This is a genomic window from Flavobacterium lacus (assembly GCF_003268815.1).
Classification (GTDB): Bacteria; Bacteroidota; Bacteroidia; order Flavobacteriales; family Flavobacteriaceae; genus Flavobacterium; species Flavobacterium lacus.
In genome coordinates this window covers 160,526-176,259 of the sequence record NZ_QLSV01000006.1, presented here as the reverse complement: position 1 = coordinate 176,259, position 15,734 = coordinate 160,526, and the positions used below count along the sequence as shown (strand labels likewise).

Below are 15,734 nucleotides of genomic sequence, written 5' to 3'. Positions count from 1 at the left end.
CCTAAAATTTAGTTAAAAACTCACTTTAATGGACTTATAACGCTTTTCTTTTTCCTGAGCATCTACTACCGCAACGGCTGCCATGTTAACCATTTCTTCTACACTGGCTCCCAATTGAAAAATGTGAACAGGCTTGTCTAGTCCCAGCATAATTGGACCAATTGAATCAACTTTATATAATTCTTTCAGCATTTTATAATTTATATTGGCAGCTTCTAAATTGGGAAAAATTAGCGTATTTACCTTTTTTCCGGCTAATTTTGAAAATGGAAATTTATCTTTTAACATTTCAGGATTTAATGCAAAATCGGCTTGAATTTCGCCGTCAACAATTAAATCAGGATAATATTTATGAAGATAAGCCACGGCCTGACGCACTTTCACGGCACTTTCATTACTTGATGAACCAAAATTTGAATAGGAAACCATGGCTACAACAGGCTGCATTCCGAACATTCTCACTGTTTTGGCTGTCATCAAAGCAATTTTTGCTAAATCATCAGCAGTTGGATCAACATTAATGGCAGTATCCGAGAAAAATATGGGTCCGCGATTGGTCATCATCATATTTGTTGTGGCAATTCGACTGACACCGGGAGCTTTATCAATTAACTCCATAATTGGCTTAACGACAGCCGGATAACTTCTGGAATAGCCCGTTACTAAAGCATCTGCTTCACCTTCGTTGACCATCATTGCGGCAAAATAATTGCGTTCTCTCATCCATTTTTGAGCATCTAGTAACGAAATTCCTCTTCGTTTTCTGCTTTCCCAAAAAGTAGTGGCATATTGCATTCGCTTATCGTCACATTCTTTTGTTTTAGGGTCTAAAATGGGCACTTCAACATCAAAACCGATTTCTTCTTTTAGTTCTAAAATAATTTCTTTATTTCCGAGTAAAATCGGCTTACCAATTCCTTCTTCCATCACAATTTGAGCAGCTTTCAAAACATCTAAATGGTCAGCTTCGGCAAAAATGATTCGTTTTGGTTCGGTTTTAGCACGATTAGCCAAAAGTCGAACCATCTTGTTATCAGAGCCTAATCGTTCAGCCAATTCTTCTTCATATTTATCCCAATCTAAAATAGGATTTTGGGCCACACCGGACTCCATCGCGGCTTTTGCAACTGCCGGAGCAACAATGGTTATCAAGCGTGGGTCGAATGGTTTTGGAATAATATAATCGCGACCAAAATTCAATTTGGTTTCGCCGTAAGCGATATTCACTTGCTCAGGTACAGGCATTTTTGCTAATAATGCTAAGGCACGAACAGCGGCCATTTTCATCGCTTCATTTATTTTTGTCGCTCTGACATCCAACGCTCCTCTAAAAATATACGGAAAACCAAGCACGTTATTCACTTGGTTAGGATGATCTGAACGACCAGTTGCCATAATGATGTCTTTTCGGGTATTTATCGCAACATTATAATCAATTTCAGGAATCGGATTTGCCATGGCAAAAACGATTGGGTCATTGGCCATTCCTAAAAGCATTTCGGATGTGAGGATATTTCCGGCAGATAAACCCAGAAAGACATCAGCATTGATCAAAGCTGTTTGCAAATCGGTTCCTTTTTTTCCGGAAGTATACTTTTGTTGTAAAGGAGATAAGTCTGTTCGTTCCGCGTGCAAAACACCATCACGATCAAACATAATTATATTTTCGGCTTTTAAGCCAAGTAAAAGATACAAATTAGCACAAGCTAATGCTGCAGAACCCGCACCTGAAACTACCACTTTAATTTTCGCTATATTTTTTCCGGCCAATTCTAATGCATTTAATAAGGCTGCTGAAGAAATAATTGCCGTTCCATGCTGATCATCGTGCATTACCGGAATATTTAACTCTTGCACCAAACGGCGTTCGATTTCAAATGATTCGGGAGCTTTGATATCCTCTAAATTTATCCCCCCAAAAGTGGGAGCAATATTTTTTACGGTTTCGATAAAAGCATCAATGTCTTTGGTGCCCACTTCAATATCAAACACGTCGATGTCTGCAAAAATTTTAAAGAGTAATGCCTTTCCTTCCATCACGGGTTTTGAAGCTTCCGGACCAATATCGCCTAAGCCTAAAACAGCCGTTCCGTTGGTGATTACGGCTACCAAGTTTCCTTTGGCGGTGTATTTATAAACGTTGTTGACATCTTTGGCAATTTCCAAACAAGGTTCGGCCACACCGGGTGAATAGGCCAACGACAAATCACGTTGTGTTGCATATTTTTTGGTTGGAACCACTTGAATTTTTCCGGGAGTTGGTTTGGCGTGGTATAAAAGGGCTTCTCTTCGTTTACTGTCTTTGTGCATGAATTTGGTTCTTCTATGATTGACTCACAAAGGTAAGCGAGTTAAGGATAATAAAAAAAATAAATTTCAATTCCTCTTAAATCAAAATTATCAAGTTAGAAAACTATTTTAAACTTCGATAATTAATAAGCTATCCTAATTTTTGAATACCTTTGAAGTGAGTAATTTTTACCCGATTAATAATGCCATAAAATCATACTAAGATGAATCAATTTTCAACACAAGAAAAATTAACCGAACGGATTAAAGAACTGAGTTGTCTCTATGAAGTGACCAACATTCTTAATCAACAGGAGTTACTTAATGAAGAAGTATTTGTTGCAATTGCGTTTAGACTGAAAGAGGCATGGCGTTTTTCTGAACAGGCAATAGCAGAAATTTCATTTAAAGAGTTGTGTTTTTCTACAAATGAAAATATTGAACAGACTATTTTCGTGAAAGATAATTTGCTTATTGAAAACACTATTGTTGGCGAAATAAAAATTCACTATCCAGCAGCTATTTTTACTGAAAATGATTTTTTGGATGATGAAAAAAAATTATTAAAAAAAGTATGTTATGAAGTTGGTTTCTACTTAGAAAAAAAGGAAAACCAACTGAAAGAAGCTCATCTCAAAAGAAGTGCAGAAAGGGTGGATCGGCTATCGATTTTAGGCGAAATTACTGCCGGAATCGCCCATGAATTGAATACACCACTTGGAAATATTTTAGGATTTGCTGAATTGATTAAGCAACAAAACAGCAATGATCAAATTGACCGCGATATTTCAAAAATTATAAATGCAGCCATTTATTCTCGTGAAATAGTTAAAAATCTTATGTTTTTTTCTTGTGAAATGCCTCAAAATAAAAGTGTTTTTGCAGTAAAACCCATTATCATGCAAGCCTTAACATTACTAGGTCCGAATTTTAAAAAAGGTGACATCACTTATAAATATAGCTGCACGGATGATGACATTAAAGCACAAATTGACAACATTCAACTCACTCAAGTGTTGTTTAATATTCTTTTAAATGCCATTTACGTCTCACCTCCAAAAAGTGAGATTCACGTAAATGTTTTTTCAACTAAAAATCATTTTGTCATAGAAATTAAAGACAACGGAAAAGGGATTGACGATGAAATTAAACATAAAATCTTTGAACCATTTTTCACCACAAAACCTATTGGTGAAGGAACCGGATTAGGATTAAGCGTAGTGCATGGCATCATTAAAAGTCACCAAGGAACTATTGAAGCATTGGACAATAAACCGAAAGGAACTATTTTCAGCATTAAATTACCTCTAAAATAATTAGCATGAAACTTAAAAAAGAAAATATTCTAATTGTGGATGATAATTATGATATGTTAGAACTGCTTCAACGCAATTTGAAATCATTTAATTTTCATGCCTACAAAGCTTCATCAGTTCATGAGGCGATTGAGGTTTTAAAATCTACTTCAATTGATTTGCTGATTACCGACTTGCAAATGCCTGAAATTAATGGGATTGAGTTAATTAAATATGCTTCGGAACATTTTCCTTCCATACCAAAATTGGTTATTACTGGTTTTCCGTCGGTAGATACGGCGATAAATGCAGTAAAATCAGGGGCGTTGGACTATTTAACTAAACCTTTTACCAGCGAAGAATTGAAAAAAGCCATTCAAATGTGTTTGAAGAATGCTGTTCAAAATACGAATCAAACCATTGAGAAAAAAGTTCTAAAAGAACCATTTTATAGCGGAATTGTAGGTGATTCTGAAGAACATTTTAAACTAATTGATGTAATTGAACGTGTAAAAGACAATCGTGTAACCGTTTTAATCGAAGGAGAAAGCGGAACCGGAAAAGAACTGATTGCAAGGGCGATTCACTACAATGGTCGTTTTGCCTCACAACCATTTATAACTGTAAATTGTGGTGGAATACCCGAAACTTTACTGGAATCGGAATTATTTGGTTATGTAAAAGGAGCTTTCACCGGTGCAAATGAAACGACAAAAGGTTTGTTTCACGCGGCCACGGGCGGAACTATATTTTTGGATGAAATTGGAAATGCCTCATTAACCGTCCAAAGTAGATTATTGAGGGTATTACAAGAAAAAGAAATCACAAGGATTGGTTCTCAACTAGCAGAAAAAATTGAAATTAGAATTATTTCTGCTACCAACAGCAACTTACAGAATATGATTAAAAACGGAACTTTCAGAGAAGATCTATATTATCGATTGAATGTGGTGAGTATTGAATCGACACCTTTACGAAATCGAAAATCGGATTTACTCCCTTTAATCAATACCTTTATAAAGAAATATGAAAAAGAATATGGAAAATCGAACATTACCATTACTCCAAAAGCAATAGACCTTCTAACCCGTCACGATTGGCCAGGAAACGTTCGGGAATTAGAAAATATTATGCAACGATTAATTGTGCTGTGTGATCACGAAATTGATGTTGACTTAATTCCGAAACAATTAAAATACAAACAACCCTCAGAAAGTGCTCATTTGAAACCACTTCACGAAATTGAAAAAGCACACATTTTAAAAGTGTTATCGGCTGTAAACAACAACAAAACCAAAGCGGCAGAAATTCTTCAAATTGATCGGAAAACACTCCGTCAAAAACTTCAATAAAATCGGGTAAAAATGAACCGGTCGATACTTTACTCCTCGGTAAAAAACCAACCTCTCTTTTAAATATTTTCGCCAATCAATTGATTTACAGCAACATTTTTGCTGTCAATTTCTTTTGGCACACACCTTGTATAGTCTAGGTTCGAAAACAAGTTTATAATTATTATGGAGATTCTAAAAACCCAATCCTTTGAAAAAAGGAAGGACATGCTATTGACAGAAATGAACTATGAAAAAAAAGTCACTGTTTCATCTCATTTTGAAAATAAAATAATAGTGGTTGGTATCTGCAGCAATTGTTTGAACAACAGCAATTGTGTTTGGATGCAAAACAAGAAAGTTGAGTGTGAAGAATATATTTAAACAAACAGATAATGGAAATTTTAACAGAAAAAAAACAGAAAACAATGTTGGACAATGTAATCGAGCAGTTTAATAAAACCGCTGATTCAATGAATTTAAATCCAAACATTCGAAAAATCTTATCAATTACAAACAATGAAATCATTATTCATTTTCCGGTAAAAATGGATGATGGTTCCATCGAAATTTTCACCGGTTACCGTGTGCAACACAACAACGCATTAGGTCCATACAAAGGTGGATTGCGTTATCACCCAACTGTGGATGTGGATGATGCCAAAGCTTTAGCGATGTGGATGACCTGGAAAACGTCGTTGGCCGGATTACCTTATGGCGGGGCAAAAGGTGGCATCCAAATTGATCCGAGAAATTATTCTTTAGGAGAATTAGAGCGAATCACTCGCCGATTTACGTTTGCTTTAGGCGAAAATATCGGACCAGAATATGATATTCCTGCACCGGATGTTAACACAAATGAGCAAACAATGGCTTGGATTGCCGATACATTTATGTCGACAAAATCGCCATCGGAACGATCAAATAATAAACACGTAGTTACGGGAAAACCAGTTGGCTCTGGCGGATTAGAGGGACGTGACAGAGCAACCGGTTTTGGCGTTTACATTACTTTACGATTGCTTTTTGAAGGGCGAAAAGAAACTTTAAAAGGCAAGAAATTCATCGTGCAAGGTTTTGGAAATGTAGGTTATTGGGCATCGAAATTCTTGAGTGAAGACGGTGCAATTTTAATCGCTGTTCAAGATGCTCATGCCACTTTGATTAATGAAAATGGAATTTCAGTTCCCAATTTATACGAACATAGCAAACCAAGAAAAGGTTCAGTAAAAGGTTTTGAAGGAGCAGCAGAAATGGAACCGGAAGACTTTTTCGGATTGGAATGTGATTTCATTATTCCGGCAGCCTTAGGTAATCAAATTACCGAAAAAAATGCAGAAAAAATTAAGTCGAAAGTAATTGCCGAAGGAGCAAACGGACCAACGAATAATGAAGGTGAACGAATTTTATTAGCAAATGGTGTAACGATTATTCCGGATATTCTTTGTAATTCGGGAGGTGTAATTGGAAGTTATTTTGAATGGCTTCAAAACAGAAACGGTGAACTTTGGCCATTAGACGAAGTAATGGTAAAAATTGAAAAGAAATTAACCGAAGTTTTCAAAAAAGTAGAAAGTTTGGTGAACGAAGATCAAATTGACCATCGAACAGCAGCATATATTTTAGCCATCAAACGAATTGAAACAGCCTACATTCAACGAGGTATTTTTCCATAAATAATAATCAAAAAAATCATGAAGTACGAAAAAGTAGTAGTTGACAGAAAAGAACTCGAAGTTTTAAAAACTCTTTTTTCAACTATTCATAATGGAAAAGATAAAACATACCGATTATCATTTGAAAAATTGATGGAAGAAATCAAAAACGCAAAGGTTTTAGATTCGTCTAAGATGCCTTTGGATGTGATTCGACTTAATTCTGTGGTCACGATAAAAACCGATTTTGGCGGCGAAAAGAAATTTCATTTAGTTACACCCGAAAAGAGTGATTTAACGCAGAATAAATTATCTGTTATGGCTCCAATGGGACTTGCTCTTTTTGGCTATGCGGAAAACGATGAAGTGGAATGGGAGTTTCCTTCGGGATTAAACACCATTAGAATAACAAAAGTAGAACAACCATTATAATTGACATATGAATTTATTGAAGAAATTTTACAGTCAAGATACTATTCAACATCAATTTCTTGATCGTGACATCAAACTTTGGCGGGAAGAATTGGAAGGAATTGAGGAAGAAATTATTTTTTTGAAAAACTTCTTTGAAATTCCTGAAAACAAAACTAATCCGGAATTAATTTCTAATAAGTTAATGCTAAAACTCAACGTTAAACAATTGGAAAATGCGGTTTTTTTGTCGCGTTTAAACAATTTTTCCATCAAATTAGAAGGGATGAATGAATGCGATGATATTCAGTGTGAAACGTTCTACTTTAATGATTTTGTGGATTTCAAAATACACATTGAATCCTTTTTGTCCCAATACAGAAAACTCAAGAAGACTATTTTTTTAAAGATAAACAGTCTTAGCAAAAACGAAAATAGTTTTTAGTTTCTTATTTTTTTCAACAAAAATGCAATTGGAATACTTTCTTGCTTTCCATCTGTTATGCGTAGAACGTTTTCGTTTGTTACAATTGCTTTTTCAACACCGGTTTTTGCCGGTGTTTTTTTTTGGATTATATTGATTTAAAAAAATTGGTAAGTCGATAAATGAATTTGATGATTAATTTACTTCAAAAACTCCACATTCCTCCTCAACCCTTCCAATTTCGTTCGTTTCACCGCTGAATTTTTAAACACTTTTTTAAAAACATCTTCGGTGATTTCTTCCCAATCTTTTTTAGTAAAAGAAAGTAATTCGGGATTGGCTTGAAAAGAAGTATATAAACTCGAGCTAATCATTTGATTTTGGAAATGTAGGACGAGGTGTATTTTCATAATCAATTATTTTTTTTATAAAATCTAACATCTCTTTATTGTCTTTATATTTTATCCCATTAATGAAAGTATAAAAGTTTTCACCTAAGCAAATTGTGTCTTTTATTTCTTTTGTATTTATAATTACTCTAATTCTAGCATCTAATCTATCATCTGGATTAGGATCAATCTCATAGTTGTTGTAAATTTTTATGAATTTGTTAATAGTAGCTGAATCTTTAAATTCTTTAAAATGTATTTCATCTTTTAGTGCCGCTTTGCTAATCATACCACAAGGATAGCTAAAATAAGTACTGACATAAGGTCGCATATAGTATACTTCTATCGATTCATTAGAATCTATAGAGCTTTTCTTTTCACAACTAAAAAATAGTAAACTAAAAACTATAATAAGTGGTTTCATGATTTTTTTAGATATTGTTGGCAAAAGCTGATTTAAAGAATAATATCTTTTAAAAAATCAATATTTCTTCTCAACCCTTCCAAATTATTCATTTTAAATGTTTAATGATTAAAAATTATATTAATAAAAAAACATAAAATCAACCTTATCAAAAGTTTCAAAATAGAATAAAAGCGTGTCTTTGTTTTTTACAACTTGGAATACATTTGTTTTTTCAGATTTCGATAACTTATATGGTGGTTCAATTTCAGATATTTCAGGACAATAAACATAGTCATCTAAAATTTTAACTTTTTTTGTATTGTTGAATAACCATTTTGGTTGATGACTTTCATAAATCAACTCACTAAAATTATACAATACTAAGGAATCATTTAAAACTAGAGCTTTACTGTGATTAGATATTTTTTCAACATTTATGGTCAGACTGTCTTTGAAGTTCAAATAATACAAATTATGTTCATCATACTTTTTTCTATTACAATTAATAAAAAAAGATGTAGAAAACAATAAAATTAAAATCATACTAATTTTTCTCCTCATAAGTATTAAATTTAGTAAGCTTTGAATTTTAATGTGTCATTATTTTTAACTAAATACAAAATATTTGAATTAGCTTTTTTATAAATTCTATAAGGTGGCATTATATGGTCAACAACAGTGTACAATTCACCCTCATCACTATAATGTGCAATCCTATTGTTTCTCATTTCTTCTTTCCGAAAAAGCCATTCTGGAAAATCATCATTTTTATTTTGTATTAAGGCTCCTCCTCCATAGAAATACTTATTATTTATAATAAGTCCATTTTTTGATTCTACCGTGTGTACATATATGTCTATTGCGGAATTATTTATTAACTCATATTTATATCGATGATCGAAAAAATCACAAGATATAATACACAAATTAAAAATTAAGAATATGCTTTTATAGTATATTGACTTCATATATCCTTTTAGTATCTTACTGTAAATATTATTACTAGAACAAAAGTTTTATTCATTTAATCAAATTACTCAACTTTAAAATTCTTTAATAAATATAGTAAATTTACTTAAAAAGTAAAAATTGTTTAATAATATGAAAAACTTACTTCAAAAACTCCGCATTCCTCTTCACCCCTTCCAACTTCGTTCTTTTAACAGCTGAATTTTTAAATACTTTTTTAAAAACATCTTCGGTGATTTCTTCCCAATCTTTTTTGGTAAAAGAAAGTAATTCGGGATTGGCTTGAAAAAGCGGTTCGCTATGCGGTTTTGAAAAACGGTTCCATGGGCAAACATCTTGGCACACATCGCAACCAAAAACCCAATCATCCAATTTGCCTTTCATTTCTGCGGGAATGTTTTCTTTTAATTCGATGGTAAAATAGGAAATGCATTTACTACCATCTACCACGTACGGAGCCACAATGGCTTCGGTTGGACAAGCATCAATGCAGGCTGTACACGAACCACAATGGTCAGTAGTTGGAGCATCGTATTCTAATTCTAAATCTACAATTAGTTCAGCAATAAAATAGAAAGAACCCACTTTTTGGGTAATGAGATTAGTGTTTTTCCCCATCCAACCTAAACCGCTTTTGGCTGCCCAAGCTTTGTCTAACACCGGAGCTGAATCGACAAAAGCACGTCCGGAAACTTCACCAATTTCGGTTTGGATGAAATGTAAAAGTTCTTTGAGTTTTTCTTTTATGACAAAATGATAATCTTGTCCGTAGGCATATTTTGAGATTTTATAACTTTCTTCGTTTTGAAATTCGGAAGGATAATAATTCAGCAATAACGAAATGACACTTTTGGCTCCATCTACCAACAACGTAGGGTTTAATCGTTTGTCAAAATGGTTTTCCATATAACTCATTTGACCGTTCATGTTGTTGTTCAGCCAGTTTTCTAATCTTGGTGCTTCTTCTTCGAGGAAACCAGCTTTGGAGATTCCGCAGGAGAGAAAACCGAGGCGTTTGGCTTCAGATTTTATGCCTACACTATGTTTTTCTTTTGCATTCATCACCGTTTTTTAAATTCTAAAATGGCATTGTGCGGTTTCAACGTGATTAATGGTTTTATTTGAATGGGGTCTTTCTTTTCAATAATTTCAAACTGTTCTACCAAAGCTATTATCGCTAATATCATTTCATACATCGCAAAATTATTCCCAATACACATTCGTGGTCCAGCCCCAAAAGGGAAATAATTTTTAGAAAATTTAATGTTTTCCTCTAAAAAACGTTCGGGAATAAATGCTTCCGGATCTTTCCAAAAATCGGGATGGCGATGAATTTCATACACAGAAAATAATAAATTGGAACCTTTTGGTAGAATCATTCCATTAAAGTTTTCTTCTTCAATATTTACTCGGTCAATAAAATAGGCTGGCGGATACAATCGCATGGACTCCTCGATAACTAGCCTAGTGTAGGTTGCATTTTTTATCCAATGCATGATGTCGTCTGACACACTTTTAATTTGGCGAATCTCATCTGAAATTTTGGCTTGAGCTTCAGGATGTCTCGCTAATAATTCCGCGGTAAAAGTTAATGCATTGGAAGTGGTTTCATGACCGGCTGCAAATAAAATTAAAATTTCATCTACCAGTTGATTTTCTTCCATGCTTGTTCCATTTTCATATTTTGCACTTAAAAGCATATCCAACAAATCATCATGCTTTGTGTTACTTAGCTTTCGTTCTTCAACTAACCGTCTCAGAATGGTTCTGGAATTTTGAGTTAAATCTAAATGCTTTTTTGTCTTTCCTGATAAATTAAACCACCAAACCAGAAAAGGTTGTCTCAGTTCTTGCACTAACATTTGTTGTGTTGCTTCGGTAGTATGTTGTAGCGAAGCAATATCAGCATCAGGAATCTCAATATTAAAAATAGATTTTACAACAGTTTGAAAGGCCAAATCATTGAAAACCGGGAAAACATCCATTGGACTTCCCGTTTTGATATTTCTTAATTCCTCTAAGATCGTATATTGAATAGTATCTAATAACAAAACAAGCTGACTTTTATGGAAAGCGGGTTGAATTAATTTACGTTGTTTTTGCCAATGTTCGCCTTCTGCTGTTAACAAACCTTTTCCAACATATTTTGCTAAATCTTTTGTCTGAATGTAGGATTTAGTGTAATTTTTTTGGTTTTTTTGCAGTGCATGTTGCAATAATCCTGCGTCTCTGCAAAATAAAACAGATTTTCCGAAACCAATATTTAGACGAAAAATATCGCCTAAATTTTTAAAATTTTTGGCATGAAAAGGTAATGGATTTTTTAAAATATTATTCGCATGATTAAGGAACTTAAAAAAAGAAACTTCAGGGATTGAACTCGGTAAACTCATAGTACTTTATATTGCTTTTCGTTATTCGAACAATCCACCTTGGATATTGGTTCTAACCTTTCCCAGATGTTTGTATGCTTTTTCAGTTACTTCCCTTCCTCTAGGTGTTCGCATGATGAAGCCTTCTTGAATTAGGAATGGTTCATAGACCTCTTCGATGGTTTCGCCACTCTCTGAAACGGCTGTGGCCAAAGTTGATAAACCGACCGGACCCCCTTTGAATTTGTCTATGATTGTGATTAGAATTTTATTGTCCATTTCATCTAAACCATGTGCATCAACATTTAAGGCTTTTAGAGCATATCTGGCAATTTCGATGTCAATTTTTCCATTTCCTTTAATTTGTGCAAAGTCACGCACTCTTCGCAATAAAGCATTTGCAATACGCGGTGTTCCGCGACTTCTTCCGGCAATTTCAATTGCAGCTTCCATGGAAATTGGCACTTTAAGAATTGAAGAACTGCGTTGAACAATAGTGGTTAGTAATTCTGTATTATAATATTGCAACCGACTTTGAATTCCGAACCTAGCCCGCATTGGTGCGGTTAGTAAGCCAGACCGTGTGGTTGCACCAACTAAAGTAAACGGATTTAAATTAATCTGAACCGTTCTGGCATTTGGTCCGGATTCAATCATAATATCAATTTTGAAATCCTCCATTGCGGAATACAAGTATTCTTCTACAATTGGACTAAGACGGTGAATTTCGTCAATAAAAAGAACATCTCTATCTTCCAAATTAGTCAGTAATCCCGCTAAATCACCAGGTTTATCTAACACTGGACCGGAAGTGATTTTGATACCAACACCCAATTCATTGGCTAAAATATTGGCTAATGTCGTTTTTCCTAATCCGGGAGGACCGAAAAAAAGTGTGTGATCAAGAGCTTCTTCACGTTGATTAGCGGCTTCTACGAATACTTTTAAGTTCTCTAAAACTTGGTCTTGACCGGCAAAATCATTAAATGAAAGTGGCCTCAACTTTTTTTCAAGGTCGAGTTCTTCGGGGTTAAAACCTTTGTTGGTTGGGTCTAAATATTCATTCATAACAGCAAAGATAATAATTGTTAACTGTGATTTGCCTATTTGATTAAGCAAATAAAAAAGCCCTTTCAAAAAAATGAAAGGACTCTTTTAAATATGAATTAATAATGTATTAGTGATGCAATTGTTCTTCGTCAGAGCCCATTGGAACAGTTTGCGGCACGAAATCTTCTTCATGACCGGGCTTACTGTAATCATAAGGCCATCTGTGAACTTCTGGAAGAGCACCTGGCCAGTTTCCGTGAATGTGTTCTACCGGTGCAGTCCATTCTAATGTATTTGATCTCCAAGGATTCATTTCTGCCTTTTTTCCGTAGAACATACTGTAGAAGAAATTCCAAATAAATACCAGCTGGAAAGCTCCTCCAACTAAAGCAAAAACGGTAATAATAACGTTAACATTTTGTAAATCGTCAAATAATGGGAAAGCAGTGTTCGTGTAGTAACGTCTTGGCAATCCGGCCATTCCGATAAAGTGCATCGGGAAGAAAACTCCATATGCACAAACTGCGGTTACCCAAAAGTGAACGTAACCTAAATTTTTATTTAACATTCTGCCGAACATTCTTGGGAACCAGTGATAAATACCTGCAAATAGACCATATAATGCAGATATACCCATAACAAGATGGAAGTGTGCCACCACAAAATAAGTATCATGTACATTGATATCCAATGTACTATCTCCTAAAATAATTCCAGTTAACCCCCCCGTAATAAAAGTAGAGACTAAACCTATTGAAAAAAGCATACCTGGGTTAAGTTGTAAATTACCTTTCCATAAAGTGGTAATGTAATTAAACGCTTTTACTGCAGAAGGTATTGCAATCAACAAAGTAGTAAAGGTAAAAACTGATCCTAAAAATGGGTTCATTCCTGATACAAACATATGGTGACCCCATACAATTGTTGATAAAAATGCAATTGCTATAATCGAAGCAATCATCGCACGGTAGCCAAAAATTGGTTTACGTGAATTGGTAGCAATAATCTCGGAAGTAATACCTAATGCCGGTAACAGTACAATGTATACTTCAGGGTGACCTAAAAACCAAAATAAGTGTTCAAATAAAACAGGTGAACCGCCTTGGTAATGTAAGACCTCACCAGCTATGAAAATATCCGACAAGAAGAATGATGTACCAAAACTTCGGTCAAAAATCAATAATAACGCTGCCGACAAAAGTACTGGGAAAGATACGATACCAATAATTGCGGTAACAAAGAAAGCCCAAATAGTTAGAGGCAACCTTGTCATGGACATACCTTTAGTTCTGAGGTTGATTACAGTCACAACATAATTTAAAGACCCCATTAACGAGGAGGCAATAAATATAGCCATAGAAATCAACCAGAGGGTCATACCCGTTCCTGAACCCGGAATTGCCTGTGGTAGTGCACTTAGTGGAGGATAGATAGTCCAACCAGCAGAAGCAGGCCCCGATTCTACAAAAAGAGAGCTTAACATGATCACACTAGATAAAAAGAATAACCAGTATGATATCATATTCATAAATCCTGATGCCATATCGCGTGCTCCAATTTGTAATGGAATTAATAAGTTACTAAACGTTCCACTTAAACCGGCTGTTAGTACAAAAAACACCATTATGGTTCCGTGTATGGTAACCAGAGCCAAGTAGATGTCATTACGCATTACCCCATTAGGAGCATAATTATCTCCAAGCAATACATTAAAAATCTTAAAAGATTCTTCTGGCCATGCTAATTGCATTCTGAACAAAAGAGACATTCCCACTCCGATAATACCCATAATCAGTCCAGTGATGAGGTATTGCTTAGCTATCATTTTATGATCTATACTAAAAATATACTTTGTAATAAAAGTATCTTTGTGGTGGTGATCGTGCTCTTGTCCGTGATCGTGTTCGTTTGCGTGATCGTGTGCTGACATAATCTTAAATTATAATTTTTTATTAGCTAATTTTTTTTATTTTAATTTTTGAGCAACTAAAGTAGAATCAACAACCACTTTGGTAGAGTCTGTTTCCACTTCACCTTCCTCAGCTTTTTTCTCCTGAGATTTAATTGTTTGTGCTATTGTTGTCTTTTCACTCAACCATTTCTTGAAATCCTCTTTACTTTCAACCACAATTTTCATTTGCATGTTGTAATGTGATTTCCCACATATTTTATTACACAATAAAAGAAAATCAAAAGTGTAAGGGTCTAAAGCTTCTTTACCATCAGCCACTAATTGTTTGCTTTTATCTGCTCTAATTTTATTGATATTAGCCACTTTTTCCTGCATTTCAGGTGTTTCTCTCATATCGAGCGTTGTGATAGTGGGTGTAAAAGCAAATTGAGTAACCATACCAGGAACACAATTCATTTGGGCTCTAAAGTGTGGCATATACGCCGAGTGTAGAACATCTTGTGAACGTATTTTAAAAACAACTTTAACTCCTTTAGGTAAATGCAATTCACTCGCTTGAATATCATCTTGCGCATTTGGATCTGCAAGATCAACACCCATATCATTGATTCCTTCAATATACCGAACATTGGCTTTGCCTAGCACGTTGTCTTCTCCCGCGTAACGTATTTTCCACCCAAATTGATAAGCATATACTTCTACAACCATAGGATTTTCTGCCTCTTCATCAACAAACATAATATTTGTCCATGCATACAATCCGTAAAGGATTAAGCCGGCTAATGTAATGGCAGGAATAATACTCCAAATCATCTCTAATTTGTTATTATCAGCAAAATACAATGCTTTATTTCCTTTTTTACCTCTGTATTTGTAGGCGAAGAAATGCAATAATGCTTGGGTAATTGTTTGAACGAAGAAAATTAAAATCATCGAAATCCACATCAAACGATCTACTTCTACACCATGTTCTGAAGCTGAATTACTCATTAATGGAAAATGACCATATTTAACTACACAAACAATTGTTGTAATATAAATGAATACCAAAAAGGCAAACATCAAGTAACCATTTACATTATTATCATTGTCATTAGCTACTTGAGAATTATCAGCGTCACCTCCTACTTGAGTTAAATCAAATATCTTGGTCAATTGCCATATAGCTACTGATACTAAAACTAAAACAACTAGTACTAACAAACTTGTCATCTGTCTAAATCTTTAAATA

The 15,734-nt window shown here is 34.4% G+C and carries 14 protein-coding genes and 1 pseudogene; 5 read left to right on the top strand and 10 right to left on the bottom strand.

What is annotated here, in order from left to right:
• Positions 1–12 precede the first annotated feature (12 nt).
• Positions 13–2,310 carry an NADP-dependent malic enzyme gene (locus tag B0I10_RS08000; RefSeq protein ID WP_112085983.1) on the bottom strand — a complete coding sequence of 766 codons (2,298 nt, stop codon included), beginning with the start codon at positions 2,308–2,310 and terminating at the stop codon, positions 13–15.
• A gap of 203 nt (positions 2,311–2,513) precedes the next feature.
• Between B0I10_RS08000 and B0I10_RS07995 the strand changes: the two genes are divergently transcribed.
• From B0I10_RS07995 to B0I10_RS07970, 5 genes are all read left to right on the top strand, one after another.
• Positions 2,514–3,605, top strand: coding sequence for a sensor histidine kinase (locus B0I10_RS07995; RefSeq protein WP_112085982.1), 1,092 nt, complete (start codon positions 2,514–2,516; stop codon positions 3,603–3,605).
• A gap of 5 nt (positions 3,606–3,610) precedes the next feature.
• On the top strand, positions 3,611–4,936 hold the full coding sequence (locus B0I10_RS07990) for a sigma-54-dependent transcriptional regulator (protein ID WP_112085981.1): 1,326 nt from the start codon (positions 3,611–3,613) through the stop codon (positions 4,934–4,936).
• A 374-nt stretch (positions 4,937–5,310) separates the two neighbouring features.
• Complete coding sequence (locus B0I10_RS07980; RefSeq protein WP_112085979.1) at positions 5,311–6,591, top strand: Glu/Leu/Phe/Val family dehydrogenase; 1,281 nt, start codon at positions 5,311–5,313, stop codon at positions 6,589–6,591.
• A gap of 18 nt (positions 6,592–6,609) precedes the next feature.
• Entirely contained in the window at positions 6,610–7,002 is a 393-nt protein-coding gene (locus tag B0I10_RS07975; RefSeq protein WP_112085978.1) for a GreA/GreB family elongation factor, read from the top strand.
• A 16-nt stretch (positions 7,003–7,018) separates the two neighbouring features.
• The gene (locus B0I10_RS07970) at positions 7,019–7,426 is read left to right on the top strand and encodes a hypothetical protein (RefSeq protein ID WP_181456920.1); all 408 of its coding nucleotides are present in this window, start codon (positions 7,019–7,021) and stop codon (positions 7,424–7,426) included.
• Between the two features lie 179 nt (positions 7,427–7,605).
• Here B0I10_RS07970 and B0I10_RS07965 read toward each other — a convergent pair.
• The 9 genes and pseudogenes from B0I10_RS07965 to B0I10_RS07925 form a co-directional block, all read right to left on the bottom strand.
• Positions 7,606–7,752, bottom strand: a pseudogene (locus tag B0I10_RS07965) (tRNA epoxyqueuosine(34) reductase QueG); the annotation flags it as partial.
• A 19-nt stretch (positions 7,753–7,771) separates the two neighbouring features.
• The gene (locus B0I10_RS07960; protein ID WP_112085976.1) at positions 7,772–8,218 is read right to left on the bottom strand and encodes a hypothetical protein; all 447 of its coding nucleotides are present in this window, start codon (positions 8,216–8,218) and stop codon (positions 7,772–7,774) included.
• Positions 8,219–8,338: 120 nt separating this feature from the next.
• Positions 8,339–8,761, bottom strand: a complete 423-nt coding sequence (locus B0I10_RS07955) for a hypothetical protein (RefSeq protein ID WP_181456919.1) — start codon at positions 8,759–8,761, stop codon at positions 8,339–8,341.
• A gap of 11 nt (positions 8,762–8,772) precedes the next feature.
• On the bottom strand, positions 8,773–9,168 hold the full coding sequence (locus tag B0I10_RS07950) for a hypothetical protein (protein ID WP_112085974.1): 396 nt from the start codon (positions 9,166–9,168) through the stop codon (positions 8,773–8,775).
• A gap of 142 nt (positions 9,169–9,310) precedes the next feature.
• A complete protein-coding gene (gene queG, locus B0I10_RS07945) occupies positions 9,311–10,231 on the bottom strand; it encodes a tRNA epoxyqueuosine(34) reductase QueG (protein WP_181456918.1) in 921 nt (306 codons plus the stop codon).
• Positions 10,231–11,562 carry a cytochrome P450 gene (locus B0I10_RS07940; RefSeq protein ID WP_112085972.1) on the bottom strand — a complete coding sequence of 444 codons (1,332 nt, stop codon included), beginning with the start codon at positions 11,560–11,562 and terminating at the stop codon, positions 10,231–10,233. Before B0I10_RS07940 ends, queG begins: the two co-directional genes overlap by 1 nt.
• A 21-nt stretch (positions 11,563–11,583) precedes the next feature.
• The gene (gene ruvB, locus B0I10_RS07935; RefSeq protein ID WP_112085971.1) at positions 11,584–12,609 is read right to left on the bottom strand and encodes a Holliday junction branch migration DNA helicase RuvB; all 1,026 of its coding nucleotides are present in this window, start codon (positions 12,607–12,609) and stop codon (positions 11,584–11,586) included.
• A 109-nt stretch (positions 12,610–12,718) separates the two neighbouring features.
• Positions 12,719–14,521, bottom strand: coding sequence for a cytochrome c oxidase subunit I (locus B0I10_RS07930; RefSeq protein WP_112085970.1), 1,803 nt, complete (start codon positions 14,519–14,521; stop codon positions 12,719–12,721).
• Positions 14,522–14,557: 36 nt separating this feature from the next.
• Entirely contained in the window at positions 14,558–15,715 is a 1,158-nt protein-coding gene (locus tag B0I10_RS07925; protein WP_112085969.1) for a cytochrome c oxidase subunit II, read from the bottom strand.
• Between the last annotated feature and the right edge of the window lie 19 nt (positions 15,716–15,734).